Source organism: Chryseobacterium sp. SIMBA_029, assembly GCF_046535275.1.
Lineage (GTDB): Bacteria > Bacteroidota > Bacteroidia > Flavobacteriales > Weeksellaceae > Chryseobacterium.
In genome coordinates this window covers 182,590-208,959 of record NZ_JAWRXA010000008.1, presented here as the reverse complement: position 1 = coordinate 208,959, position 26,370 = coordinate 182,590, and the positions used below count along the sequence as shown (strand labels likewise).

Genomic DNA, 26,370 nt, shown 5'->3' with positions numbered 1-26,370 from the left:
TTTATAAGAATTGCTTTCACCTTGGTTAATTAAACTGATCTAATTATAAAAAACTTTAAAGTTAAACTGTATAAATAAAATGATAAATAAGAATGCGTAAAAGCTAGCTTCCCCCTTGGCTTAACTATTTTGATTCTAAATGCACAAATGAATATATTTTAATTTTATCCGGTTAGGAGGGAATTTGAGCCAACTAAAGATTATAAATCATTTCATCAAGTGAATACTGATATTTACTTTCTTTAGGTTTAAACAAATAGTCTCTATTATTTTGTAGAGACTATTTAATTGGCATGCTTTATACTGCAATCACATGCTATTATTATTTTCTATATATATGTTATAAATCTCCAGGTTATATCAGGTAAAATCAAAAAAGATATGCAATTACTAAAATTTTAAAGGTCAGATTTCAGACAATAATCCAATATACATCTTAGATAAAATTTAGAAATGACTCAGGGTATTAGGTTTTTACTTTCTTGAGATAAAGAAAATTGCTCTTCTACATTACAACATTAATTATTAGAGCAAAAGGAGATTTAAATATGAATAAACTATCAATACTTATAGCACATTACAACAACGGAAAATATTTTCTAGAATGCTATAATTCAATCGTAAATCAAACGTATAAAAATTGGGAGGTTATAATTGTAGATGATGCTTCTACGGATAACTCAATAAAAATCATTGAAAAAACCATAAACAGCGATGACCGATTTAAATTATATAGAAACTCATCAAATAAAGGCTGTGGTTTCACCAAAAACGAATGTATCAAGTATGCTACAGGTGAAATTTGCGCCTATTTAGATCCAGATGATGCCTTATTTCCTGTCGCATTAGAAATTTCAGTAAAACAGTACTTATTCGACAACGAAATTGTAGCCACCTACTCCAAAATGATGATGTGTGATGAAAATTTGAGGTTACAGAAAACCTTCAGTGCTGCAAGAAGAATTGTTAATGATAGGTACTTTTTCAATTGTCCAATACAATTAGCGCATTTTTTTACTTTTAGGAGAGAAGTATACTTTAAAACAAAAGGAATTGATCCTAATTTGAAAAACGCAGTAGATCAGGATCTATACCTCAAAATTCTTGAATTTGGAAAAGTTTTATTTATCAATGAAGATTTATATAAATACAGACTTCATTCTACGGGTATTTCTCAGCAAAGTTCAAAGCAGAGTGCAAAAGAATCCTTTGCGAAAGTAATCCATGAAGCAATGAAAAGAAGAGGACTAAAAAAGATACATTATAAAGATGTTCCTGATCAGTATACAAATGCAGAAGAAATTTATAAGCTTCTAAATTACCAAATAAAACCATTATTCAGAATAATAAATAAGCTAAAATTAATTTTTAGATAAATAATGTCTGTGTGTATTGATTATAAATATTTAAAAGGGCCTACTGAAAAGTAGGCCCTAAAAACAAAAATGAAAAAAAACGTTCGGGAATAAAAATCTCAAATAGTATGAAATTTCTTAGGATATTTATTATGCTTCTGGTGTAGTGATTTTTTTTTAAATTTCATCTCATTCTTAAACTAAAATAGTTTTTTCCATTTTGCAACTGTGGTTCTACTAAGTTTATAATGTATAGAAAGTTGAGTGTTGTTAAGATTATTCATTTTTTGATAGTCCAGAACTTCTATAATATCCTGTTTATTATAGCTACGATGTTTTTGATTGAAGATTTCTGTACTTTTATTAATCTTATCAAAAATGAGCTTATTGAGTTTAATAACCTCCATAGTGGTAAGTTCATTTTTATTCAATAAAGATTGACAGGCTTTTTTTTTATGTGGATGTTTTTTTATAATATCATTATAAATACGAACATAATCCGGTTGTAGTTTTATTTCTTGTATTTGCTTAACCATTTGTATAAAGTTGTTTTAGGAATTCTGTAATCTTCAATAATTTGTAGTTTTGTTTTCTCTCCTTTTTCAATTATATCTAAAATGAAATCTATTAATTCTTTAGTATAAATATTTTTGCGAAAAGGAGTTCGGAGAGATTGTTGGATATTTGCAGTATCCTTGTAATTTGCATTTGCTGGCGGTGCAAATAATATTAAGTGCTGAGTATATATTCTAAATAAATCGTATTTCAGTAATTTACTCCACCTTAAAATAACTTCCGAATCTAGGCTTTTTGCATTATACATGTTTTCTATTTCTTCTTCCGTACATTTCAAAAAGTTGCAAATCCGGGATGCTTCTATTTCCGCTTCAATAATTCTTTGTTTTATTATTGAACCTATGTGGATATTTTTTAAATCGAAAGTTTTCATTTCAAATTTTGATTTTAATATTTACTTATTTGTGGTTTTGTAATTCAAATTTTATCATAGAAATTTTCTACGTATTCAAATGATAGATTAGAGTTTGAAAGTCTAATTATGAGAGGAATTAAGTGTTTTAGAATATGTGAAATCTATATTGGTTTTACTATAATCATATGTGCTTTTCCAGTTGATAAAATTATTATAATAGATTCTATAATGAAGAGATATGCAATTAGCATTTTATGACAAAATATGCTAAATTATTTCAGAATAATATTTTACTTATTTACATAGCTTATTTTACCTCTTAATCGCAGCCTTTCATAGTAATCTATTTGATTTTAAAGAAATGTAAATATTAGTATCTCATCAATAAATAATTGGAGGGGTATTTTTAGAAATTATTTTTTAAGAATAGGAAATGGGAAGATGTTGGTAAAAGAGCATAAAAAAAACCTCTGAAATCAATGATTTCAGAGGTTTTAGTACCCAGTACCAGACTACCATATGTTTTTTATTAATTTTAGTTATCTTAAACTATCTAAATATCAGTATATTTGAGCTGTGGACGATTTAGAGGATAAATTTTTTATTCTTTTTTATTCTTTTTATTTTAAAATAAACCACCTTTTTAACCACCCTTTTGTTTAATTAATATATTTTAAGTTACAATGAAAGTTAGTTTTGAATTAAGAAAAGAGAAAATTAGTGCAAATGGATTAATACCGATCCAATTTATAGTTAGAGCAGAAGGCGTGAGAATTAGAAAGAATGTCGGAGCATCTGTTCTTGAAAAATATTGGGATGGATCAAGGGTTAAGCCTAATGCTAAACGAGAAACGAGTAATAATTATCAATTTATAAATGATAAGCTACAAAACACAGAAGAAAAAATAAATGATATATTTTTCTTTTTCAGAGCGAATAAACTAGAGTTTTCAAAAGAACTTTTTCTTAAGAAATTTGATAGTGGAGAAGAAATTAAAGCTATTTCTTTTGATTTTTTTACATGCTTTGAAGAATTTATTGAGATTGGTAAGTTATCAAAAGCATACAATACAACAAAATCACAGAATACAGTTAAAAACTTTCTTAAAGAGTTTAAAAATGAAAAGGGTTATTTGATTGAATTTGACTCTATAAATGATCACTTCTTTGAAGAGTTATCTAGGTATTGCATTGTTGAGAGGCAAATAAAAAATAATTACTTTGCTAAAATTGTTGCAGTATTAAAAACAATGCTTAGGTGGTCTATTAAAAAGGGATATCACGAAAAAAGAACTTTTGAAAATTTTAAGGCTTTAGAACATGATGTTGATATTATTTATTTGACTTTTGAGGAACTGATGAAACTTTATGAAAAAGAATTTGCAAATGACAGACTTTCTCATGTTCGAGATTTTTACTGTATGGGATGTTTTACAGGATTAAGATTTTCAGATTTGTCTAAACTCCATTTGGCGAATATTTCTGAAGATCATATTGTTTTATCAATTCAAAAAACAAAAACTCAAAATCATGCAATTAAAATGAATAAGTATGTAAAATCAATTCTGAGTAGATATAAAGGTACAATTTATGAGCCTTTACCGTCAATCTCACAACAGAAATTTAATGATTACATAAAAGAATGTTGTGAAGAAGCGGAAATTAATACATTGACAACTATAAATTGGTTTGTAGGTTCAAAAAAAGTTTCGAAAACAGTCCCAAAATTTGAATTGATCACTAGCCATACTGCTAGAAAGACATTTATCACAAATTCACTTTTATTAGGGATGGAACCTAAAGCAATTAAGAAGATAGCTAATATTAAAAAAGATGCTGTCTTAGATAAATACATGAAGGTTACAGAAGCATTTACAGACGATCAAATGGATAAGGCATGGAAATAAACGACTTAACTATCTTAAAATATATCACACCTGAATCTGTTAATATTTTAAGTTCTTATTTAGAAAAGGACTCACATACATACTCAATTTTAGAAAAATATGAAGAAATTTCATATTTAGGTTCTTCAGAGAAATTTTTCTTTTTATTTAAAGAGCATGAAAAATTTATAAATAGGAACCATGAAATTCTTAATAAGCATTCAAATCATTTATTATCAGTCATGGGACTATTATTTATGATAGAAACTAATGGTTATATTACAGAAAATTGTTCAATATTTGATCCTGCATCCGGTGAGTATGGTAGAGTCATCCCTCCAGATAATTCTTTTCCTGAAGATATTAATATTGAATACAGGCTTACAAATAATGATAGTGCTATATGTATTATTGATTTATTTTTTAATATAGAAATTAATAAGATAGTTAGACGCGTAGTTGAACGATATCAAGATCGTTCTAGATATGGATCAGTACAATTTTTAAACTATGGTATAGCTTTTAATGACATAGATGTAATCAATATTTATCCTTATTTATTCAAGGGCACGAGAGAATTAGAGAATCATATGAATACTATTTCAGAGAACTTCAATTTTTTCGACAAGAATAAAATTATTGATAATTTTCAAATTATTAATAACAAATTTAGTTTGAATTTTGAAGAAATTAAGGCAAGAACAAAATACAACTATATTAAGTGTTATAACTACCTTGATTTTAGATTACGTGCATTGTGGTATGCAGATGAAAATTATGAGCTGTTTAAATATTTGGATAAATACTTTTATCCAAGAAAACTTAATAAATATGATTCTCAATATTATATTACTTTCTTTATTGTTTCAATTGATTTCGAGTTGCCTAATTTGGAATTTATAAAAGACTATGATAAAAAATATTTTTTTGATGATAATATTGATATTTATGATAGTATTCATGGTTATGAGGATCTACTTGTTTACAATGATGAAGTTAAAAAGGAAAATTTATTAAAAGATGATATTAAAAATATGCTCATTAGTAGCAAATACAAAAATTTACTTAAAGTGAATATTGATCTTAAAAAAGCTATTATGTTATTCGAAGGTTTAGTTGACAAAATTTTACCTGGTAATACACAGTTGAAAAGAGATTTTAAGGATTTATTTAAGTTTATTACCGATGAATCTATTAAAATATTTCCTATAACTAATGAACTGACTGTTGAAAATATAAAGTATACTATTCGCTTTTTAAATAATTATAAAGGTTTAGAGTTTGATTATAATATTTCTGATTTACAATATTTATTAACTCATTTCGCCAATAAACCTGAGCATGAAAAAAATACTTCTATATATAAAGCCCATAGTATGGATAGATTTAAATTAGACAGAAAAATACAAAACGAACTAAACTCATTAGTCCGATAGAAATTTCATTATATAAAATTATTTGTCTGATAATCATTGTTTTAAAATGTTTTTAAATTCCGTTTTTTAGCGGAATTTCTTTTTTTGTCTTTTTAAACTTGAACTTTGGCATTAGAAAAACCAATAAAAGTTTATTAAAATGTCGATACAACTTTATTCACATTCTAAGGGTGACTTAGAAAAAGCAGTTGAGATTATTCTCAATAAAGCACATAATTTTATAGTTCCTTCAAAAAATGAAGAAAGTCAACCTGAAGATCTAATTTCTCAGACAGAAGCTTCAAAATTCCTACACGTTTCTATTCCTACAATTATTGACTGGAGAAAAAATAAGAATCTCCCTCATTATAATTTCAGCGGGAGATTTTACTATTCAAAAAAAGAGCTTCTGGAATATGGTAGAAGGAATCGTAAATAGTCAAAATTGTAATGAACGAATTACACAAACTGATTAAACAGCTAGATTCTTTACCTAATAATACAGCCAGGAAAGAATTTTTGAATTCTATTCAAAGAAATCCGGAACTACCACGACACCATCTTCGGAGATTAGCTTGTAACATTCTGGTGCAGGAAAATTTCGTAGACAAGTATTACAGAAAAAATTTTAGTGAAACGTTTGAGAAATTATTTTCAAAAACAATTTCAATTTTCAAAGGATTTTTAGAGCGTTAAAGAGAATTAAAAAATGACACATATGGTTTTCGATCAAAGTAGAAAAATTGTTAAGAAAAGCTATGATGATATTAAGAATGCTGAATATATAAAAATAAGTAATCAATTTGCCGATGACTTTTTGTTTCAGGATAATAAAGCAACGGATATACCCATAAATGCATTAAGAATTATTTTCAATATAATATCAATTCTGAGAAATGACCAGTTTATGCCTGAAAAGCAGGTAAGACAACTTACTCTTTTTGATGAAGAATTCGAAACTGAAAATAACGTTTTTATCTCTATGAAAATCAGGAATAAAAAGATTTCAGAAAAAAGATCTAGTAAACAAATTGTTGAAGCATATGAATATCTTACAAAATTCAAAATGGGTTGGTACACATCAAAAAATATAGCAGGTAAGGATATTAAAACTTTTGGAGGACTAATCTCTTTACCTAGCTATGAAGAAAGAGGCTATACTTCTTTTTTAATAAGTAGTTTTTGGCTTAAAAAATTGATTGTCTTAACAGAATATAATCATGTTATGTATAAATTGGTTTATGAAATCAGAAATAACAAACACGTTTTGTTTGCAATATGGTTATCGAAGATTCCTGAGAACGGTACGACTCTGAAACTTTCAACTTTTAATCAGAAGTTTAATCTCAATTATAAAAATTCAAATGATTTCTGTATTAAGTTTTTGAAACCAATCAGATTAAACCTTGATAAATTAAAGTATTTATCATTCAATTATAAATACGAAAATGATGCTATTTCAATTATTCCGTATTTAAATAAAAATAGTGAAGAAGAACTCTTAACAGAGAAAATTAATGATCCTAGGTTTATAAAGCGAAGGATGAGATATTTTAGACAGCGATATTATTTAGAAAATATCGACTTAACCAGATTCTTGTATAGTTATTCTAATATTTTAAAAATAAGGCATCAAATTGAAGAAGCTTACAAAAGATTCATTAAAGAAAACAGGATTAGAGGAAAAACTTCTACCAATATTAAAGGGATTTATTTCCTTCAGAAATTACAAGAATTTCTTATTGAAGTTTACCGGGAATCAGAAACCGGAAAAAGATTTCCGGATGCATATCCAGTCATCATATAATTTAGTTTGCGGTATTGCACTCCTGTGTTTGCGGTATTGCGCTCTCTCCAATTGCGGTATTGCACTCTCTGAAGTTAAGAAAATGTTAAAATTTCAGTTTTTACCGTAAAGTTTGCGGTATTGCGCTCTTTTCTACATCAAATTTTTAGCTGAAAATTAGCAATTAGGAAAATTCTTAGTGAATTCACCAATTGTTTGCGGTATTGCGCTCGGAAATAATTGATGTTTTTGCAGTATTGCACTCTTGTTTTTGCGGTATTGCGCTCTCTCCAATTGCGGTATTACACTCCTGTCATTTTCAACTCAAACGACTACCTGTAAATGGTTTGCGGTAATTACTAAAATATATATTAAAAGTATTTAAAAGTTTTCTTTTTTATTAAAAGGAATTTTTGCTAATCAAAAAAAAAAAAATGAAAAATTGTAAACAGGTCAATTCTATACTAATGGAAGAAATCCTTTGTTCTCTTGGATACTTTCCCAATAAAGAAAATGAAAATGAAGCATGGTATCTAAGTCCGTTTGGAAGCGAAACAAAAGCCTCTTTTAAATTAGATAAAAGGAAAAATCAATGGTATTTATTCTCAGAAGGTTTTGGCGGAAATAACATCGATTTTTTAAAGAAATATTTTAATTATTCAATCAATGAAATTCTATCCTGGGCATCCGAGAAAAGTTTTTCTTCTTTTCACCAGCAGACGGAAATTGAGAAGCCAAATTACAACATTACAGAAGTTGCGGAAATTCAGAATTGGAATCTTAAAAAATATTTATTTGAAAGAGGTCTTACTCACCGATCATTTAAATTCTTAAAAGAGATAAAATTTACGATCAATAATAAAAAATTGTATGCTGTTGGATTCGAAAATTTATCCGGAGGATGGGAACTAAGAAATTCATTTTATAAAGGTTCACTTTTGAAAAAAGATATTTCGATAATTAAAATTGATATCAATAAAATTGCTGTTTTTGAAGGTTTTTTTGATGCGCTTTCTTATATCGAATTTCAAGAAAAATTGAAAGAAGACATTCTAATTCTGAACTCAGTTTCGATGTTAAGCAAAGCCAAAAATTATCTTCAAAACTATTCGGAAATATTACTTTTTCTCGACAATGATCCTTCTGGTAAAAAGACAAAAGATGAACTATTGTCTTCATTTTCCAACGCAGTAGACTATAGTTTTATATATAAGGATTATAAGGATTTTAATGAGTTTCTCGTGGCTGATAAGGGTGGATTTATCCAGCAAGACGAAACTGGGCAGAGCCACTGTTTCATCTTGCCCCTTCGGGGAAATGACTGACCTTCAATAGATTAGAATTTCAAATCTTTTTAAAACTATATATCAAGGATATATAAATCTCTTGAAGAGCTTTATTCATCGAAGTTATTACATATAAATCAATATAATGGAATCTACTAAAAAGCCAAATACAACAATTGCTATTTCTCAACAAGATCTGAAAAGACTGGAGAGTTTTGTAAGAAAAAAAGGACTTTCGAAGAAAGAATTTATTACAGTTTCATTAGATTTTTTTGAACGTACCGGACTGGATCCGGTTAAACATGAATCTCCAAAAGCAGAACTTGAAAAAGTGATTAAAAGAATAGATCAGATTGTTGCTTTTATAAAAACTCAGGAGAAAGAAACTATACGTCCAAGTTTTGAAGCAATTGTCTCGAGTGAGGAAAGAATTAAAAATGATCTTTCAAAAATTCTGAAAATTGAACATTTTAATGAGTTCATTAGAGGGTTTAATTCTTTTGCCATGGAAACAAAAAATTCTTTGAAATTATTAAATCAAAGCAATCACAATGAACATTAAAATTCAGGGTGGCGAAAGTGGTAAATATTCAAATTCCGGAAGTTCATCAAACCTGGTTGATTATTTAGAACATGAAGACCTGGAAAGAATGAAGGAGGGGAAACAGGTTGAACACTTTTTTTCTCATTACCAAGATAGAGTTTCTTCAGCTGAAGTTATTGAATCCCTTGACAACAATAGGCAAAAGCTGACAAAAGAAGATGCAAAATTCTTTGTTATTACAGTGAGTCCTTCAGAAAAAGAATTACAACATATTGGTACAACCTCCCAAGAAAGAAGTAACGCACTGAAAGATTATGTAAGAAACGAAGTAATGCAGAAGTATGCGGAAAATTTTGGCAAAGGATTACAGGCAAAAGATATCATGTATTACGCTAAGATCCATCATGAAAGAAACATGAAAAATAATATTGATATGCATGTTCATGTAGTTGTTAGCAGAAAATCTTTAGATAAAAGAATGAAACTTTCTCCAATGACGAACCATAAAAATACAACCAGAGGACAAGTTAAAGGAGGTTTTGATCGTAAAAATTTCATCCAAAAATCCGAAGATTCTTTTGATAAGAAATTTGCCTTTCAAAGAAACTATAAACAGACTTTCGAATATTATAATGCAATGAAAAACGGTACAATCGAAGAAAGAAAAAGAGTAATAGAAACAGCTATAAAGCAGGAATCTGCAAAACGATATGAAATTAAAAAAACTGTTGAACAAAATAAAAAAAATAACCAGGGCTTAAGCCTATAAAAAATAATAAATATGGAAAAAGATCCAATTTTAATGATAAAACTTATCATTGTCGCAATGTCTCTATTTTTATTGTACATGCTGGGAGTGAAGATTATAGGTATTAATTCATTCTTCTACAATATATCTCAGCACGGATTTTCAGTAGTGGTATCTCCTGAAGCAAGTTTATTGGCAAGATTAAAATTTTTAGTAGTGGGAATTTGTTTCGGATATGCAGAACTTTTATACATTCTGATTCAATTCTGGATTGTAAAATCTTTAATCCCACCACTGAAAACACCTTTCAATTTTTATAGAAAACTAGTTTTTTATCCTTTTGGGTTTATTAATAAACAATTTACGGGTTTTTCATTATTAACAGATTCAAAGAAAAAATTTCAGGGATTAACTCTTCAAACCAAAAAAAGAACCGTTCAAATTCCTAATCCTTTTCGTGGAATTTTAGTAATAGGTGGTCCCGGAGCAGGAAAATCTGAAAGTTTTGCAGTCCCATTTATACGAGAATTAGCACAAAAACAGTTTTCAGGTATCTGTTATGATTTTAAATATCCGGCACTGGCAAATGATATAGAACTTTTTTATTCAGATTCGAATATTAAGCATTATGTTTTGAACTTTAATGATTCACTTAAAAGCCATAGATGTAATCCTTTAAATCCAAAATATCTACCTCATTCAGCGTATGCAAGGGAATATGCTTCTGCCATCACTAAAAATTTAATGAAAGAATCTATCAAAAAAGAGGATTTTTGGTCACGTTCTGCAACAGATCTTCTGACAGCCTGCATTTGGTTTCTGAAGAAAGAATATCCTAAATATTGTGATCTTCCACATACATTAGCATTGATTGCGACAAATCACACTGATTTAATCGCTTTACTATCTTCAAATTCCGAAACCAAGGCAATGATATTGTCACTTGCTACAGCTCTAGAGAGCGAAGCAAATTCACAATTGGCGGGAGTCGTTGGATCATTACAGGGCGCAGTAGCACAAATTAATACTCCGGAGTTCATGTATATTTTCGGAGGAGAGGATTTTGATTTGAATATTAATAATCCGGATAATCCGATTGTTTTAACGGTAGGAAATAATCCTTCAATTGCAACTACGTTAGCTCCTTTGTGTAGTTTGGTTATATCAGTTGCTGCAAAACAATTGAATCAACCTCGTAAACACCATTCTTTTGTATTACTGGATGAATTTCCAACTGTTTTTATTAACGATATCCAAACTCTTCCAAATACAGGAAGAAGTAATAAAATCGCAAGTATGTTTTTCTGTCAGGATCTTTCACAACTTACGGATGGTTACACGAAAGAAAAAGCAGATGTGCTATTTGCAAGTTGCTTGAATCATTTTTACGGTCAGGTTTCCAGTAGTCATACTGCAGATATTCTCAGTAAACAGTTTGGTAAGAAAGATCAATATTTTGAAAGTAATAATACTTCACGCCATTTTCTAAATCCATTTAAAAGAAATGTTGGTCAAGGCCGATCTGTACAGGAAAGAGACGTTTTCAGAAATTCAGTTTTTATGGAGCTACCTGTTGGTGAGTTCATTGGAAGAGTTGCCGAAAGTTCTGAAGCTTATATTCATGAGAAATTTTTACCAGTTAAAAGAAAACAGTTAGCGTATCAGATAGACAGTCAGTTTAAAAATCAGCCTGATTTCGTTATTACTGATTATTATGAAAAAGTTCGGGATGAAGTCAATGAAATTATTTCTCTTTTTAAGGGAGAAATTAATAAAAAAGAAAGCAAGCAAAACCGATCCAAGCAAATGAATCCGGCTCCCGATAATAGTTCTGAAGAGTTTAGCGGAATCAATATAATTGAAGATGAAGAAACTAATTCATCCGCTGAGCTTGAAGAGAATGAAAGAAACTTTAAGTTTTCAAGCAGGAGTCTATAAATCAAACAATCATTAAATAATTATAAAAACAAAAAAAGTTATGAAAATACTACAGAGCAAAATTTCAGTTTGGGGTATTGTAACCCTATTAATAGTAATGATCTTTTTGATCTCAATTGCTATAAGAAAAGATTCAGTTAAAACAACAATAGAAAAGCCGAAAGTAGATTATAAAGAACTTGACAAGGCTTTGTTTGGAACTACAGAAAATAATTGAAATCTTTTTTGACAAAAATTAAAAAATTTATTTAAAGAAATAATTTTATAAAAATTTTTAATATGGAAAATAAATTCCTAATGACCGAAAAACAAATAAATATTTGTAAAAATTCTCTTGAAGAGTTGAAGATTTTACACCTTGAAAATCAACATTTTTACACTCCTGTAGATGTTTACTATAAGCCTTCAGGTGATCAATTTAAAAAATGGGCTTTGCTTACTTGTAATGATCATGATTGTGAACCTTTTGAGCAGGATTTTCAAGATGCAATGATATTAAGACGTTCTAAAAGATGTCCTGAGTGTCTTTCTATCATTCAAAGTGGGAACAACCGTATTCCTGTTTCAGAACTAAATAACAGAATAAAAAATTCTAAAAACCCTGTTATCCGAGACAAGCAAATTGTGATCAGATATGAAGATCATCTTCATAATGACAAAAATAGTATGGTTATAGTGAAATGTAATTTATTTGGTCACCATAAAGAAACATTTCCTCAAACAGCAGTCTCGATTGGGAAAAACAATATCTGTCCCGAATGTTGTAAAACAAGAGATTACAAAAAAAAGAATGGTGAAGATCTTATCAATAAAATAAATGGTGTTTTAAGCGAAAAGAAAAATTCTTTCTCATTCTTCGGTTCCATAGATCGAAATGATAAAAGTATCATTTTCTATGAATTAATTTGTAGAAATTGTGGCTGTTCCGAATGGGAAAGGGAAAAGTATGTTTCGTCAGTAAAGTGTAAAGTTTGTTATCCAAATGATACTACAGGTGAAAGTAGAGTTATAGAATATTTAAACTTTCTAAAAGTAGCTTTTAAAAAGCAAAAAAAATTCCCTGGATTGAAAAATGAAAAGGAACTAAAATGTGATTTTTTTATTCCAAAACTGAATTTAATAATTGAGTTTGACGGACATCAGCATTATTATCCGGTTGACTATTTTAAAGGATTTAAAAGCTTTAAAAAAACAATAAAATGTGACTGGATTAAAAATAGATATGCGTTGAAAAATAGAATAAATATCTTGAGAATTCCTTTTAAAGAATATGATAATATGGAAAGCCTAATAGATGATGCTATTACCAAAATCAATAATCAAGAGCACTCATTTAAAAACTATTATAATTTTTTAAATGTTTACAGAATAAACTACATTCCTATAATTGTAAAGAAGAGAATGAGGTTAAAAAAATTATTACTTGGAAATAAAAGAAAACTGTATTATTTATCAGATTTAGACAATAAGAGATATCAACTAGAAAAATAGGCTGATTCAAAAAATCCATCTCAAATAATTTAGAGATGGATTTTTACGAGTTTATTTTAACTCAAATGAAAAAACTGTTCAGATTTTTTACCCTGTTTTTTCGTTGATAAAAATAAGTATATTTTCTTTTAAAAATAATTTTGACGGTTTAAAACTATTAATAAATTTTTCAGTTGTCACTTCCTCAGACTTCTCGTTTTTTCAAAACGCTTGTCATTCGTTGCTTCTTTGTTCAAAATTTATCTCTTTATAATTAATGATAGAGCTACTTTTAAAAAATCCAGTTATAAATCTTAAACAAAACATATCTATCTTTAACTGAAAATAAATTAGAATGTTACAATTATATTGCTATAAGAATTTTTTTTAAAATTAAAGACAGTAAGCCATTATTTAAACCTGAATTAAAAAAAGTTATGGATGATTTAAGGGATAATTGATTTTCTATTATTTAAATTCAGATGACAGCTCTGATCTTAACTAAATTTTCGGCTTCATCAACATTTATTCAATACAAATTTTATGTAATTTTTGTTTGGAGTACTAATAATTCTTAAGTAAATGCCAAGTGATATTGTTCTTCTTTCGCAAGTTTGGTAAATTCGTAAAAGATAACTTCTTCTCCATTTATTTAATGCTTTCATTGTATGCTCGTTATAAAGTAATATTTTGTAATTTTAGAATTAACAAAACAAGTAATATACTATGAGAATTATACTAGATACAAACATTTATCGAAACTTGATTAGAGATAAAACCCCAGAGGAAATTGAGGCATTACAAAAAGAAATAATCGACGCAGCTAAAGCTAAATCAATAATTATAACATTTCCTATTATTCCAGCAATGGAACTTATAAATCATTATAATGATGCTCATCCAATTGAAAAAGATGAATGTAGAAAAGGTTTGACACTATTAGTTAATTTGTCTACGGAAAAAGCAAACAATAATTTACATGTTAAATTTACGCCACCAATGGATGTAATTCTAGGGAACTATCTGTTCGGTAAAGAAGAAGATTTTTTAGAAATGTATTCCGAAGCGATAACATTAGCACAAAAACTGGTAGGAAATTATCCGATTTCATCTGAAGATAATATTGATGATGCCATTGAAGCGGTTGGCGATCAATTAGATTTTGAAAAAGAGATGATTAGACAAAACTACGAAAACTACATCAAATCTATCAATGAAGGAAATGTGGATTGGGCTTACTTTGAAGGCAAAGTCAAGAAAGAACAAAGGCGAAAATTTTTGGCTAGTTTGAGAAAAGGGGAATTGTCATTTTTAGTTGCACAAAGTATGATTGATCGAGCATATTTTAATGCAAAAGAAACCTATCAAAAAGATGAAGGGTTTTTTCGAACGGTTGTTAAGTTCATGAAGGATTTTTGTCCGGCTCTTGTAATGAATGAATTATTATTGGACAACATCGGAAACGGAGTTATTGCAATTAGTGATTTGAAAGATAAACGCTGGAATACTATCCTAGATATTTCTTTAATATTTGGAACTCTTTATAATCCACAGGGTGAGGATGTTGTTTTAGTAACAGAAGATCAAAATATAATTGATTCTTTCAATAAGTGTGGTTTTGACGGTAAGGCTATAAAGTTGACCGATTTTCTTGCGTTACTAGGCTTGGAATAATAAAGATTCTTGCCTTCGGCTAAACTGTGATTTTTAAAAAATTCATGTTAAACATTTTCTCTTTTACGGAAAACCGCAATTGACTTATTGTAATATTTCTTAAGTTTGATATATAACTAAAAAAATATCCATATGCCAAATTATGATATTGTCGTTAGAGACAACAAGAATAAAATCTGCCAATTCTTTATCGGAATTTCGGGAGATTATGAAAACGACATTACAATGAATGTTGCAGAAATACAAAAGAAATTTCCAGAAGTGAATATGCATACAATTGATACTGCGAAAAACTATGTAAAACATTTTGAAGATTTAGGATATACAATTGATAATGATCTTTACAGTAATCTGTTGAATTCTAAGTAAACAAATCAAATTCTGATATTTTTAAATAGTTTCTTTTAAATTAACTTTTTGTTGGCAATAGCTTTCATAAGTAGTAGCTTTTTAGTGCTTCGAGACATTCGAGGCCTTTTTTTATTAATTAGAATATAATTTACATTATTAAAACCTTGGAGAATATGTATGAAATTACTTACATCAGTACCACACATAAACAAAATGGACAGTGTAATGCGGATGAACTTTGTAAAATAGTTGAACAAATACATCCTGAAGTTATTTTTTTAGAAGCCTTAAGAGAAACTTATTCGAACTATCAAGAACATTTATTTTCCGACTTTGGGATTTTGCATAATAAACTTGAGATCGAAGCAATCCAAAAATATCAGTACAAATCTACCTTTAAATATGTTCCTGTGCTGGATAGTGGAATGTCCGACGTATTTAATGAAAAATATGAAATAGCAACTCAAAATATAGAGTTACAAAGAAAAATAGAAAACTTTAATGTATTATCGGCAAAATATGGTTTTCAGTTCCTTAATAGTGATGTAAGTATACAGCTTCAGGAAGATATGCGCAAATTGGAAAACATTATTTTAAGTGATACCGCATTAAACAAAGATGCAATCAATTCTATTGATTTGTATGAAGATGAGATGCTTGACAATATTTATTCATACTGTAAAACCAACCAATTTGACAAGGCAGTGTTTATGTGTGGCGTTGCCCATCGAAAATCAATTATTAATAAGGTAGAAAAATTGAATAAAAACAAAGATATAACTTTAGATTGGAACGTTCTTAGGTTTTAAAGCAATGCATTATTTTAAAATTAGAAACATGAACATAGAGGAATGTAAAGAACTTCTTGATCTCTTTTTAGCAAGATGGACTGTTGAAAATGTCTTAGATATGACTTTGGAAGAATATGTAGGGCTTGGAAATAAAGACACATTTTGTCAGTGGATAGAAACAAGAACGAGAATACTTGGAAGCATTAAAGGAATGACTTCTATTAAATTCGGAATATATGAAAGGAAAGATTTAACTAAAAGACCAAAAAACTATAAAAATGATGAAAAATATTCCTGGCTGAAGGGATATGGGGTTAGCAGAAAAACTGCATTTGAGAATACTAGAAGTGACTTGATTAGTATTATCAAATTTTCGGAAAGTGGGAAATTTGATCTGATTGATGATATCCTTTTACCTGATCTGTTTAAATGGAAAGTCGCGTTTTTGTACTCTAATGAAAGGCTTATTCCAATATTTAAACGTGATGTTTTGCTTAAAATAGCACATCGTTTTGGTCTAAAAGTAGATCGTAATACCAAAATTTCAGACATCCAAAATGTAATGATGTTGAATAAACCAGCAGATCTTGATGTATATAGTTTTATGAGAAAGTTATACGACGAGTTTGGTACTGATGATGATAAAATTGAAATTGTAGGAAGAACCATTCGAATAAAAGAAATGAGGACAAAGAGGAGGGCAGCAGGATCAAGGAATATTGAAGCGCAGATAAGAAAGGGAGGAGCTTCGTACGTGGCACAGCAAAAGCATAACAAAATTCAGGAAGCATTAGTAAAATTACTCTCTGACACGTATGGTAGGAAAAATGTTCTAATGGAGGAAAATTTCATTGATGTAAAACTTATTCAGCCGGATTATGTTTCTTTTTATGAGGTCAAGTCATCATCATATGCTTCTCAATGCGTAAAGGAAGCACTGGGGCAGATATTACTTTATTCACTCAATGATAGAGATGAAAGACCTAGGAAGCATATTATCGTGGGACAGTATCCGGCAAACGATAATGATATAAAGTATATCGAATTTTTAAAACAGAATTTGAAACTTGAATTTGATTATATGAATGTAGCAATAGAATAAAAAATCGCAGAAAGCTGAAAATACCTAATTACACATAATATAGAATATGGATATTGAAAAATACAAAGAAAATGCCCTAAAGATTTTATCTCCCATAAAGCCAGTCGATGCAAATACAAAAGCAAACGAAGAACTTTTATTTTTTGCTGAAAGAAGTGATGCAGGAAGAGATATCCAGGATTATTACTTAGTTTATTTTTTATTTGTAAATTTATTAGGTTTCAGAGATACAGGAAGCTTCGAGAAGCTTGCTTGGTCTATTCCAATTGATTTCAATGGAAAAGCATTTTTAATTGAGCATAGGAAAATGGGAGTGGGTATTTTTATTCAAAGTAAAGAAGATGAAGAGGATGCCCAAATCATTACTAAGAAAATTAATGGCGCTATAAAATCTTCCAGACCATACTTTAATTATTTAGCTCAAGAGGCTATCATGAGTTCTGCGATAAATATTGTAAATAACAATGGATATTTATTTGAAAGGTTTAATTATTTTTTGAAGCTTTATAAAGTAGCAAATAAAAAGCTGAGTAAATTATCGAAGGAAAGTATTTGGAAAGATGATCGTTTGATACTTGCCTCGAAAGAATATCATAAAATAAGACCTAATGTCAGATGGTTAGCAATTTCCACAATTGAATCCTTTTTTAGTTGGACAGAACATTTGTTCATTCATCTTGCAGTCATTACACAAAAAATAAAAACGGGTGAAGAGGTTACAAAATTAATTGATGCTGAATGGAAAGCTAAATTTAATACTGTCATATCTGACGATATGTTAAAAGAATATTATGATGAATTACTTTTAATTAGAAATCAAGTTAGAAACTTTGTGGCTCACGGTGCATTTGGAAAAGAAGGCAATGCATTCTATTTTCATTCAGGTGCCGGTGATGTACCTGTAAGAATGGATTTTAACAAGACCAAAAATAGGTTTTCTTTTAGAGGCACACTGGAATTTAAAGACAATGAAGTAATAAGTTTGATAGAGTCTTTTATCTCTGATATGAATAGCTCCAATTTAAAACCGGCTCTCACCTATACACAAGGTCACGGGTTGGTCACAATTTTACCTTATGCAAGCAATGGGATGTATGAATCTGCTATGCATGATAATGACACAATGGAAAAATTTTGTCATCATTTGCAGGGAATCTTTGATAATGCAGTAAATATGGACTGGTAAAATCTAAATTTACAAATAAACTAACTAATAAACCAATGACAAAAATTGAGAGGGTAGAGCAGTATCTACATGAATTTTTCACGTATAATATTTTTGAGTTCACTGATTTTTACAGGGCAGTAAATGAACAGAGAGAATTTGGCATTTATAGGCTTCCAAAGGGAGATGAAATTCTTAATTATTTATCCCGCTTTAATAAAATGTTCTCTTAGCTTATTCATATATTTCGATTGTTGTACAATATCATTCGAATTCATTATATTATGAAAAATGTCAAATAATTCAGATTGTGTTAATGGGTTTGAATCTATTCCATATTGATGTACTTTTCTGTTAAGTTCGCAAATATGGATGGTATAAGATCCTTTTTTTGACTTTGAAATATAAATATCACCACTATGATGAATATGATCATCATAATTATCAAAATGTGGGTGCACAACTATAAATGCATTTGATGATCTAGGATACATTGTATAGAGTTTCCCATTTTTTGTCACTGTCTCAATTTGACCAGAAACTTCTTTTTTGCTTTTTATAATATTACAGTCACTACATACAATACAAAGATTTTTTGGTTCAAACATAAATTGTATTTGTACACTTTTGGGGATTATATGCTCTACATGGCAGTTATCTACAGATCGAAGCGAAATATCCTTTCTGCAATAAAAGCATTTTCTTGTTATATTTCTATAATAATCACGAATGAACTTTCTTATATCTTTAATGTCATCAATAGACCAATCTGAACTTTTTAAATCAGACCTACTAAGAAAATCTAAAATACGTTTTTTGATTGCTGGAGTATAAACTATTGGTTGATCGATATCAGGCATTTCTTTTTAAGTCTTTAATTAAATCAAATAATTTTCTTATAGGATCATTATGCTCCATATGCTTGATCTGAGATCGGATAATTGCGAAATTCTCTAGATCCTCACTGTCAAACTTATTAGTTTTACCCACTTTGGAAATAATAGAAAAAGCTATCCTACCTAAATATTCGTTTTTAAAGCCTGGGGTATTAAAAACATTTGCGAGTTGAAAATCTGCCGAATTGTTTGCTATTAACTCTCCATCCATCAACTCACCATCATCCATCTTCAAAACATAACAATTCTCATTGGATAATTTAGATACTAATTGTGGAGAGTGCGTCGCAATGATAAAATGACAACCATTATAATGTTGAAATGTATCCATCAGGAGCGTTAGATATCGTTCTTGCCAAGCTGGATGTAAAGAAATTTCAGGTTCATCAATGACAATTAAACTATTGTCAGTAATCTTGCAGGCGATTCCTAAAAAAGTATTGAATATACATTGCTCTCCAGAACTAGCTTCATTAATGGGATAAGCTTGTTTATTTTCAATCTTCCTAATGTAAACATCTTTTAATCGAAGTACACCAGCTTCAAGAAGAAATAATAAATCCTCTAAATCCATTCGTAATTCAATAGAATAAGCGTTGATTGTAACTGTTGGTGATCGCATGTATTTAGAAAAATCATATTTCCTAAATATATTCTGTAGATATTGTAGCTTTTCAAAGTCCAGTTTTTCACCTGTTTCAAAGAAGGTTGAATTTATACGTCCCGTATTGTTTTTGAAAAAGATATATCTAAAGTCATCTTCAGTTTTTTGACTATCTAAAAACCGGCGAATTTGTACTGATGATATAATAGCTTCAAATTTAATTTGTAACTCTCCATAATAACCTAAATAGCCCAGTACTTCTATAATTTTACCAAACTGCTCGGGATTACTTAATCTAACTTGTAAAAGTTCTTTAATAATTTTTGAAATAAACCCCAAAGAAAAATCTGATGAACGAATCTCTCTTATTCCAATATAAGAATAAATTCCCTCGTGGAATCGTATACCGAAAAGCGAACGAGTCAGCGGAAATTTATCATAAGGGCTAGTTGAAACAGCTATAACTTTAGTTGGTTCAGATGAACGCATTAAAAAAACGTCTTTTGCCTTAGATATTTTTTTGGTAAGATCAGATGGAATGAAATTGCTTATTATCTCATTTAACAAGCGACTCTTTCCGCTTCCATTTTTTCCCACGATTATAGTATAGATATTTTTAGAATCAGCGGATGGTTTACAGAATTGATATGTTTTACTTCCTTTAGTATAACTTATAATCATAGATTTGATATTTTCGTGGTTAATGCTGATAAAAAATAATATTACTCAATTGAATATTAGTATCCAAATTACGCAATTGAAAAGAAATAATGTTAATTATTTATATTTTATACCAAATAATTAAAATATGTTTCTATTGTTTATTTTCTTCATTTTGATTGTATTATTGCTTTTAAAAACAATTATTGATTAAAGAAAATTCCTGCAAATTCATAAAGTTCTAACATGATATTGCTCTTATTTTTTCTTTAAACACACGATTAGGTTAAATCTTCTTGATGCAAACCTTTGTAGCTTTCTTCTTTAGCTTCGATATGACATTTAATCATGTTTATTGAATTTGAAGATAGTTAGCTTCACCTTGTATTTAGAACCTTTTAAATTTTAATTATGCATGCGAAGTATTTGTTTATATAATTCGTTAATTATGTTTTCAACTTCATAAATATGGTTTGGCTGTAAGCCTCTCTCAACGAATTTTGTAAAGCTTTCGGATGAGGCGTTTAAAGAATTTAAACTGTTTATAATTTCCGACTCGATGTTGAGATCTTTTAACCATTCCATTTCAATAGAGGAATTTTTGTTTAGATGTCTTTTAAATTCTGATAACTTCCATAGCGTAATCAAAATTTCAAATTTTTTATCCAGATCGCCGTTCACAAATTTTTCCGGAAGTAAAACTCCAGGCAAATATTTTATTATTTTTTCTTCAATTGTAACAGGAAGTGCCGGAAAATTGATATTGATATTTTCAGCGCCGGTTATTAGGTCATCATAAGCATTAATGAGTTCTTTATTTATTCTAAAGCCACTAACTGCTATATTATCTTTTATACTAATAATCGTAATTAATTGATAATCCAAATTTCTCAAAATACCTAATGAGAATAATAAACTTTCCAAGCTCTGGGTATCAGAAAAATCAAAATCGATTACTCCAATTGTCAAATAAGTAATAGTGTCAGTTTCTTCTATTCCATTAGGATAAATGAATTTAAAATCAGAACTAGCCTCAATTATTGCTAAAGAATGATTGAGATCATCAAGCTTAGCGTTTTTAGCTTTCATCCACCATTCTTCAACAGCCTTTCTCCCAACCGGAACAGGCATTTTATCTTCTAACGGTATTTGCGATAAATAATATAAGATTGAAGCATATAATCTTTCATAATATATATTTTCCTCTAAGCATATGCTCTCGGAGTCAAAATAAGCAATTGTTTTATTTTCAATAACTCTAAACGCATTTTGCAGTGTCTCTAAATCAAAATAAACACCTTTGAAATTAATTAATGCCAATCTTCTGTCTTGTTCTTTTTTTGGTAGGAAAATATTGAATATTTGATTATTAATATTTGTAAGGGAGCTAATCCACGAGCCTATTTCTTTTTCGCCTTCAACAGCATTATTCTTTTCATTATACTTTTTATAAATAGGATATTTTTTCTTAAGCTTTATAGTGTTGTTAAGAAGTTCTCCTTTCTGCTGTAATTCAGTGATATTTTTTTGGATTTTATTCTTGTTGCCTTCTAATAATCCGTCGATCATCCTTGTAACAATTTTAATCCATTCCAAAGCTAATTTCCTAATGTTTATTATTCTCTCTTGCCAACTGTAAGCAGAAGAATCTAAATACATTTTCTGTATTTCGTTATACCAGATCTGGTTGAGGTGAATATCAAAAGAATTCCCAATTGAGGCCGGGGTCATTTGTTTACGTGCATCATTTCTAACTGTAGTAGTCATTTCTTCGGAAGGAAACGGGAACATTATTCCGTCAGTACAATACTCTTCATAAAATGGAAAGAATTCAAAAATATCCTCAATCTTAGATACACTCAAATTATTAGCGTGTTTTGAATCTTGATCAAATAGAAGATATTTAATATTAATCTTATCCCCAGAGTCTTCTACAATAATTGAATTAGTGCTGACTTTAAGATAACTGAAGAGCGCCTCTTTGTTTTTTGTTATGAAATCCTTATATCCAATAGGATCAGTTAATTTTAAAAAAGACATTAATTCTTTCGCCTCGCTAAAATCCATTTTTATTAGCTCACCGATACTGATATTATTGTTTATTGATGGAATATTAAAGGCTATTTTTAAATGGCTAAACCATTTTACCAAAAAGCCAAGACCTTTATAGGAAATAATGGCTGAAGTACGTTTCTGTAAATTTAATTTTAAAGCGTTTGCAAATATGACTACGTCAGAATTTTCAAATTGATATTTAGGTAATCTTTTCTTTAGATCAGCTAATAGTCTAAAGTTACCTCCTTGCTCACCAAGAATATTTGACATTTCCTCTAAAGTATTAAGTTCGGAAAATGGAGTAGATGCTACGGAAAATAATTCTATACCTCCAATATTATAAGCTTCATCAAATTCTAATCTGTTTTCATTCAAATATCGATGCGGTTCAGCGTGCATAATACCATCAACAGCGACTACAATATTTTCTAATGAGTCTTCTGAAACTATTTCTGCTAATGTTTCGTAAAATTCATTCTTATAGTTTTGATCAAGCAGAAAAGGAATATTATTAAAAAAATCCTGTTTATAATCATCAGTAATAATCTTGAATAGGTTTTTAAGAGATTCCTCGACAGGTATGTTTTTGTGCAATAAATCTTTTAAATGTTGAGATCTAACAGGATGTAAGCCTTCTACAAAATGACCATCAAAATTTAGGAAATATTCTTTTTCTAATTCATTTAATAGTTCACCTCGGTCTTGTTCGAATCCTATTTCCGTCTTTACATAACTAAGTAATTTTGCTGTCTTTAATTTAATATTTAAACAATCCGCAAGAGAAATCATTCGTAATATTTCTAACTTTGCTCCTGAATTTGCTAAGTAGTTTATTTGTGCCGAAAGTCGCTCTTCAATCATTTGACCTCTTGTAAGCAAATATGTATATTCAATCAATAAACCTTTAGGGTGAATCTGCTCCCACACGGGTTGCCATTTTTGAATGTCCGGATGTATTTTGTGCTTTCTTTTTAATTCTTCAAATATTTCTCTGGCTTCAATCATTGATAATGAAATATCAACGGTAGCTAGATTAATTCGTGAAATGTCAGCTCCAAATCTAAACCAATCTTCCTGTCTAGTTGTAAGTAGATATTTTACGGAAAAATCTCTTGTTGTCGAAACTATTTCAAACCACGATTCTACTAAAGTATTTAATCCATCTATAATTAAGAGAGGTTTTTCACCAATTTGAATTCGGGATTCCAAAAATTCTGCTATAGAATTGGCTTCACTGTATTCCTTACAGCTTCGTAATTCATAGATAGAATAGTTGTTTTTTTCTTTTAGATCATATCCCGTTTGCCACGCCAAGGTAGATTTTCCTTGCCCGCTTGAAGATCTAACCACAGTAACATCTGATTCAAATACGCTATCATAAACTTTTTTTTGCCAAATCTTTCTTTTTACGGGTAATCCTAATTTTATATGAGCGGGTCTTGCTGCTTTTCCATCATAAAAATCTTCTTCATTATGACTTTCAGTAATATCATATGAAACTTTGGTGATCCAATTATTTAATATTGCATTATTAACAGGTGCTTTGGAGTATGAATCTTTTATATCCTGAAATAGGGTAGTGATATCTGTATTGGTTACTGTAATCCTATTTTTTGACCAAATAAATACATTGTAAAATAATGATCTTAAAAATTGAAGTTCTGTTCCTTTGTTTATCCCCCAGTCCTTAAATAATGAAATCAGAATATCATTGAACAATTCTGTCGATGTTTTATATTCAAATGAGATATTTGATAATAGATCATTATAGTTTATATTGTATTTTAATGTGGTGAATTTTGTCTGCCAGAAATCAGATACATCCTTTTTATGAATTAAAGAGTGAAGGTTGCCTTTAGCGATTTCCATATTATACACTAATTTAAACTTGCTGTTAGGATTGATTTCAAAAGTTTCAGCGAAATTTTGTAATACTCCTAAATCCCAAAAACTTCCGGCGTCCATTTTATTTACAGATGATTTAACCTGAGTATATAGTTGACCATTAAGAATATTTTGAGAGGTATTTAAGTCAATATCCTCAATGCCCTCCATTGTTATTGATTTTTCAGAAGTTCCTTTAAGCTCGTTAAGAATTAAATAAGATGCATATAATATTTGATAATAAATACCTCTAAAATTTATTGAACCACCAATTCTTTTTTTTAACAAGTTTTCTAATTCTTCGGTAAATTTATTTAAAGTAGGTGGTTTTTGTGAAGTGTTCATACTGAGTATTAGTTAAGGTTAATTTGAGATAGTATCTACACAAAAATAAATGAATTTATATAAACTTTTTATGGGAATCCGTAATTGAAATAAACTTAAGTTGATTTCAAAGATATTTTTATCAGTTTATTGGTCTTTGTCTACAGTAAAAATAAATTAATGACTAATGATATAGATTTTAAACATAAAAGAGTATATAAATTTTTCCTCAAAATAGTTGCAAGTTCATTTCACAGTTTATATTTTTTTATGACCCGCAAAGTCGGCTGATTTCAAGTCCTTGCTATCTTATACCGAGTAAAATATTAATGAAAAAATTATTTTAAGAAATAAAAAAAATCAGGAAATAAGATACATGTAATTTATTTCATTCTTATAATATAATTGAAATTTTATTTGATGAGATAGCGTGAGCCCATATAATGCATAAAGAAAAGGATCAAGATCATTTTATGTATAAAATAATAGCCACCCTTTTGACCACCCTAAAAAATAAAAGCCTCTGAAAATCAAATGATTTCAGAGGCTTTTAGTACCCAGTACCAGAATCGAACTGGTACATCTTTCGATACTAGAGTTTGAGTCTAGCGCGTCTACCAATTCCGCCAACTGGGCTTGTTTTAAATTGGTGTGCAAATATAGGAACTTTTTTTATTATTCAAAAGTTTTTGCCTTAATTTTTTTAAAATTCTATCTCTAAACCATCGTGGGCAAGGTGCATTCCGGCGGGAAGCAGCTTATCTTCAATGTCATGCATTCCTAAATGATGACTGATATGAGTGAGAAATAATTTTTTAGGTTTCAGCTCTTCAAAGAGCCTGATCACATCCGGAAGGATAAAATGGGCAGGGTGCGGATCAAATTTTCTGATGCAGTTTAAAATAAGCACATCCAGGTTCTTGAGCTTTTCCTTCTCGGTTTCAGAAATAAAGCCGGCATCAGTGATGTAGGCAAGGTTTTTAAATTTATATCCGAAAACAGTAATCTGATAATGAATAACCTCTACAGGAGTAATTTCTGTATCCAAAACAGAAAAAGGTTTATTTTCTATTTCATGCAGGTCGAAAGCCGGAGCTCCCGGATACCGTACATCAGCAAAAGCATATGGAAAACGGTTTTTAATTTCATGGCCAACCCTCTGGTAACAATAGATCGGCATATTTTTTCCACTTTTAAAAATAAGCGGACGCATATCATCAAGACCGATCACATGATCGTTGTGCTCATGCGTAATAAGGGCTACATCTACTGTGTTTTCGTGATGTGCCAGCATCTGCTGCCTGAAATCAGGGCCGCAGTCGATCAATATTTTCCTGTTTTCTTCAGTTGTAACCATCACAGAAGACCGAAGTCGACTGTCCTTTGGATTTTTCGAAGTACATACCTCACATGTGCAGCCTATAACGGGTACACCCTGGGAAGTTCCCGTTCCTAAAAATTTCAACTTCATTTTCTTTTGAGGTTGGTTTAATTTTGGTAAATTT

The 26,370-nt window shown here is 29.4% G+C and carries 23 protein-coding genes and 1 tRNA gene; 17 read left to right on the top strand and 7 right to left on the bottom strand.

The window, feature by feature from the left end:
* Positions 1 to 548: 548 nt before the first annotated feature.
* Complete coding sequence (locus SB679_RS16030) at positions 549 to 1,376, top strand: glycosyltransferase family 2 protein (RefSeq protein ID WP_410703289.1); 828 nt, start codon at positions 549 to 551, stop codon at positions 1,374 to 1,376.
* A 179-nt stretch (positions 1,377 to 1,555) separates the two neighbouring features.
* Here SB679_RS16030 and SB679_RS16025 read toward each other — a convergent pair whose 3' ends face one another.
* On the bottom strand, positions 1,556 to 1,891 hold the full coding sequence (locus SB679_RS16025; RefSeq protein WP_410703288.1) for a helix-turn-helix domain-containing protein: 336 nt from the start codon (positions 1,889 to 1,891) through the stop codon (positions 1,556 to 1,558).
* Positions 1,867 to 2,304: a transposase gene (locus SB679_RS16020; RefSeq protein ID WP_410703287.1), complete on the bottom strand. Its 438-nt coding sequence runs from the start codon at positions 2,302 to 2,304 to the stop codon at positions 1,867 to 1,869. The genes SB679_RS16025 and SB679_RS16020 overlap by 25 nt, the downstream gene beginning before the upstream one ends.
* A gap of 665 nt (positions 2,305 to 2,969) precedes the next feature.
* Between SB679_RS16020 and SB679_RS16015 the strand changes: the two genes are divergently transcribed.
* The 16 genes from SB679_RS16015 (at position 2,970) to SB679_RS15940 (ending at position 18,463) form a co-directional block, all read left to right on the top strand.
* Entirely contained in the window at positions 2,970 to 4,193 is a 1,224-nt protein-coding gene (locus tag SB679_RS16015; RefSeq protein ID WP_410703286.1) for a phage integrase SAM-like domain-containing protein, read from the top strand.
* A complete protein-coding gene (locus tag SB679_RS16010) occupies positions 4,184 to 5,608 on the top strand; it encodes a hypothetical protein (protein ID WP_410703285.1) in 1,425 nt (474 codons plus the stop codon). Before SB679_RS16015 ends, SB679_RS16010 begins: the two co-directional genes overlap by 10 nt.
* 139 nt (positions 5,609 to 5,747) lie before the next feature.
* Positions 5,748 to 6,026: a helix-turn-helix domain-containing protein gene (locus SB679_RS16005; RefSeq protein ID WP_410703284.1), complete on the top strand. Its 279-nt coding sequence runs from the start codon at positions 5,748 to 5,750 to the stop codon at positions 6,024 to 6,026.
* An 11-nt stretch (positions 6,027 to 6,037) separates the two neighbouring features.
* A complete protein-coding gene (locus SB679_RS16000) occupies positions 6,038 to 6,283 on the top strand; it encodes a hypothetical protein (RefSeq protein ID WP_410703282.1) in 246 nt (81 codons plus the stop codon).
* Positions 6,284 to 6,305: 22 nt separating this feature from the next.
* Positions 6,306 to 7,394, top strand: a complete 1,089-nt coding sequence (locus SB679_RS15995; protein ID WP_410703281.1) for a hypothetical protein — start codon at positions 6,306 to 6,308, stop codon at positions 7,392 to 7,394.
* Between the two features lie 413 nt (positions 7,395 to 7,807).
* Positions 7,808 to 8,698 carry a toprim domain-containing protein gene (locus SB679_RS15990; RefSeq protein ID WP_410703280.1) on the top strand — a complete coding sequence of 297 codons (891 nt, stop codon included), beginning with the start codon at positions 7,808 to 7,810 and terminating at the stop codon, positions 8,696 to 8,698.
* A 106-nt stretch (positions 8,699 to 8,804) separates the two neighbouring features.
* On the top strand, positions 8,805 to 9,221 hold the full coding sequence (locus SB679_RS15985) for a BfmA/BtgA family mobilization protein (protein ID WP_410703279.1): 417 nt from the start codon (positions 8,805 to 8,807) through the stop codon (positions 9,219 to 9,221).
* Positions 9,211 to 9,972, top strand: coding sequence for a DUF5712 family protein (locus tag SB679_RS15980; RefSeq protein ID WP_410703278.1), 762 nt, complete (start codon positions 9,211 to 9,213; stop codon positions 9,970 to 9,972). Before SB679_RS15985 ends, SB679_RS15980 begins: the two co-directional genes overlap by 11 nt.
* A gap of 12 nt (positions 9,973 to 9,984) precedes the next feature.
* Positions 9,985 to 11,889 carry a type IV secretory system conjugative DNA transfer family protein gene (locus tag SB679_RS15975; RefSeq protein WP_410703277.1) on the top strand — a complete coding sequence of 635 codons (1,905 nt, stop codon included), beginning with the start codon at positions 9,985 to 9,987 and terminating at the stop codon, positions 11,887 to 11,889.
* Positions 11,890 to 11,929: 40 nt separating this feature from the next.
* A complete protein-coding gene (locus SB679_RS15970) occupies positions 11,930 to 12,106 on the top strand; it encodes a hypothetical protein (protein WP_410703276.1) in 177 nt (58 codons plus the stop codon).
* Between the two features lie 62 nt (positions 12,107 to 12,168).
* Positions 12,169 to 13,380 (top strand): hypothetical protein, encoded by a 1,212-nt coding sequence (locus SB679_RS15965; RefSeq protein ID WP_410703275.1) that lies wholly within the window; start codon positions 12,169 to 12,171, stop codon positions 13,378 to 13,380.
* Positions 13,381 to 14,085: 705 nt separating this feature from the next.
* Entirely contained in the window at positions 14,086 to 15,033 is a 948-nt protein-coding gene (locus SB679_RS15960; protein ID WP_410703274.1) for a hypothetical protein, read from the top strand.
* A gap of 132 nt (positions 15,034 to 15,165) precedes the next feature.
* The gene (locus SB679_RS15955) at positions 15,166 to 15,402 is read left to right on the top strand and encodes a hypothetical protein (protein WP_062676316.1); all 237 of its coding nucleotides are present in this window, start codon (positions 15,166 to 15,168) and stop codon (positions 15,400 to 15,402) included.
* 155 nt (positions 15,403 to 15,557) lie between these two features.
* On the top strand, positions 15,558 to 16,193 hold the full coding sequence (locus tag SB679_RS15950) for a hypothetical protein (protein WP_410703273.1): 636 nt from the start codon (positions 15,558 to 15,560) through the stop codon (positions 16,191 to 16,193).
* Positions 16,194 to 16,221: 28 nt separating this feature from the next.
* Positions 16,222 to 17,277: a hypothetical protein gene (locus SB679_RS15945; RefSeq protein ID WP_410703272.1), complete on the top strand. Its 1,056-nt coding sequence runs from the start codon at positions 16,222 to 16,224 to the stop codon at positions 17,275 to 17,277.
* Positions 17,278 to 17,323: 46 nt separating this feature from the next.
* The gene (locus tag SB679_RS15940) at positions 17,324 to 18,463 is read left to right on the top strand and encodes a hypothetical protein (RefSeq protein WP_410703271.1); all 1,140 of its coding nucleotides are present in this window, start codon (positions 17,324 to 17,326) and stop codon (positions 18,461 to 18,463) included.
* A gap of 182 nt (positions 18,464 to 18,645) precedes the next feature.
* Here SB679_RS15940 and SB679_RS15935 read toward each other — a convergent pair whose 3' ends face one another.
* From SB679_RS15935 to SB679_RS15915, 5 genes are all read right to left on the bottom strand, one after another.
* Complete coding sequence (locus SB679_RS15935; protein ID WP_410703269.1) at positions 18,646 to 19,302, bottom strand: HNH endonuclease; 657 nt, start codon at positions 19,300 to 19,302, stop codon at positions 18,646 to 18,648.
* On the bottom strand, positions 19,295 to 20,623 hold the full coding sequence (locus SB679_RS15930) for an AAA family ATPase (RefSeq protein WP_410703268.1): 1,329 nt from the start codon (positions 20,621 to 20,623) through the stop codon (positions 19,295 to 19,297). The genes SB679_RS15935 and SB679_RS15930 overlap by 8 nt, the downstream gene beginning before the upstream one ends.
* A gap of 384 nt (positions 20,624 to 21,007) precedes the next feature.
* On the bottom strand, positions 21,008 to 24,886 hold the full coding sequence (locus SB679_RS15925; RefSeq protein WP_410703267.1) for a hypothetical protein: 3,879 nt from the start codon (positions 24,884 to 24,886) through the stop codon (positions 21,008 to 21,010).
* A gap of 533 nt (positions 24,887 to 25,419) precedes the next feature.
* Positions 25,420 to 25,501 (bottom strand) — tRNA-Leu (locus SB679_RS15920).
* Between the two features lie 67 nt (positions 25,502 to 25,568).
* Positions 25,569 to 26,336 (bottom strand): MBL fold metallo-hydrolase, encoded by a 768-nt coding sequence (locus SB679_RS15915; protein WP_410703265.1) that lies wholly within the window; start codon positions 26,334 to 26,336, stop codon positions 25,569 to 25,571.
* Positions 26,337 to 26,370: the final 34 nt, after the last annotated feature.

Excerpts from the sequence above, each read along its gene's own strand:
- SB679_RS16025 (WP_410703288.1), bottom strand. The coding sequence starts at position 1,891 with ATGGTTAAGCAAATACAAGAAATAAAACTACAACCGGATTATGTTCGT.
- SB679_RS15965 (WP_410703275.1), top strand. The coding sequence starts at position 12,169 with ATGGAAAATAAATTCCTAATGACCGAAAAACAAATAAATATTTGTAAA.
- SB679_RS16005 (WP_410703284.1), top strand. The coding sequence starts at position 5,748 with ATGTCGATACAACTTTATTCACATTCTAAGGGTGACTTAGAAAAAGCA.
- SB679_RS16015 (WP_410703286.1), top strand. The coding sequence starts at position 2,970 with ATGAAAGTTAGTTTTGAATTAAGAAAAGAGAAAATTAGTGCAAATGGA.
- SB679_RS15960 (WP_410703274.1), top strand. The coding sequence starts at position 14,086 with ATGAGAATTATACTAGATACAAACATTTATCGAAACTTGATTAGAGAT.
- SB679_RS15940 (WP_410703271.1), top strand. The coding sequence starts at position 17,324 with ATGGATATTGAAAAATACAAAGAAAATGCCCTAAAGATTTTATCTCCC.
- SB679_RS15935 (WP_410703269.1), bottom strand. The coding sequence starts at position 19,302 with ATGCCTGATATCGATCAACCAATAGTTTATACTCCAGCAATCAAAAAA.
- SB679_RS15955 (WP_062676316.1), top strand. The coding sequence starts at position 15,166 with ATGCCAAATTATGATATTGTCGTTAGAGACAACAAGAATAAAATCTGC.
- SB679_RS15925 (WP_410703267.1), bottom strand. The coding sequence starts at position 24,886 with ATGAACACTTCACAAAAACCACCTACTTTAAATAAATTTACCGAAGAA.
- SB679_RS15945 (WP_410703272.1), top strand. The coding sequence starts at position 16,222 with ATGAACATAGAGGAATGTAAAGAACTTCTTGATCTCTTTTTAGCAAGA.
- SB679_RS16010 (WP_410703285.1), top strand. The coding sequence starts at position 4,184 with ATGGAAATAAACGACTTAACTATCTTAAAATATATCACACCTGAATCT.
- SB679_RS16030 (WP_410703289.1), top strand. The coding sequence starts at position 549 with ATGAATAAACTATCAATACTTATAGCACATTACAACAACGGAAAATAT.
- SB679_RS16000 (WP_410703282.1), top strand. The coding sequence starts at position 6,038 with ATGAACGAATTACACAAACTGATTAAACAGCTAGATTCTTTACCTAAT.
- SB679_RS16020 (WP_410703287.1), bottom strand. The coding sequence starts at position 2,304 with ATGAAAACTTTCGATTTAAAAAATATCCACATAGGTTCAATAATAAAA.
- SB679_RS15930 (WP_410703268.1), bottom strand. The coding sequence starts at position 20,623 with ATGATTATAAGTTATACTAAAGGAAGTAAAACATATCAATTCTGTAAA.
- SB679_RS15915 (WP_410703265.1), bottom strand. The coding sequence starts at position 26,336 with ATGAAGTTGAAATTTTTAGGAACGGGAACTTCCCAGGGTGTACCCGTT.
- SB679_RS15980 (WP_410703278.1), top strand. The coding sequence starts at position 9,211 with ATGAACATTAAAATTCAGGGTGGCGAAAGTGGTAAATATTCAAATTCC.
- SB679_RS15975 (WP_410703277.1), top strand. The coding sequence starts at position 9,985 with ATGGAAAAAGATCCAATTTTAATGATAAAACTTATCATTGTCGCAATG.
- SB679_RS15970 (WP_410703276.1), top strand. The coding sequence starts at position 11,930 with ATGAAAATACTACAGAGCAAAATTTCAGTTTGGGGTATTGTAACCCTA.
- SB679_RS15995 (WP_410703281.1), top strand. The coding sequence starts at position 6,306 with ATGGTTTTCGATCAAAGTAGAAAAATTGTTAAGAAAAGCTATGATGAT.
- SB679_RS15985 (WP_410703279.1), top strand. The coding sequence starts at position 8,805 with ATGGAATCTACTAAAAAGCCAAATACAACAATTGCTATTTCTCAACAA.
- SB679_RS15950 (WP_410703273.1), top strand. The coding sequence starts at position 15,558 with ATGTATGAAATTACTTACATCAGTACCACACATAAACAAAATGGACAG.
- SB679_RS15990 (WP_410703280.1), top strand. The coding sequence starts at position 7,808 with ATGAAAAATTGTAAACAGGTCAATTCTATACTAATGGAAGAAATCCTT.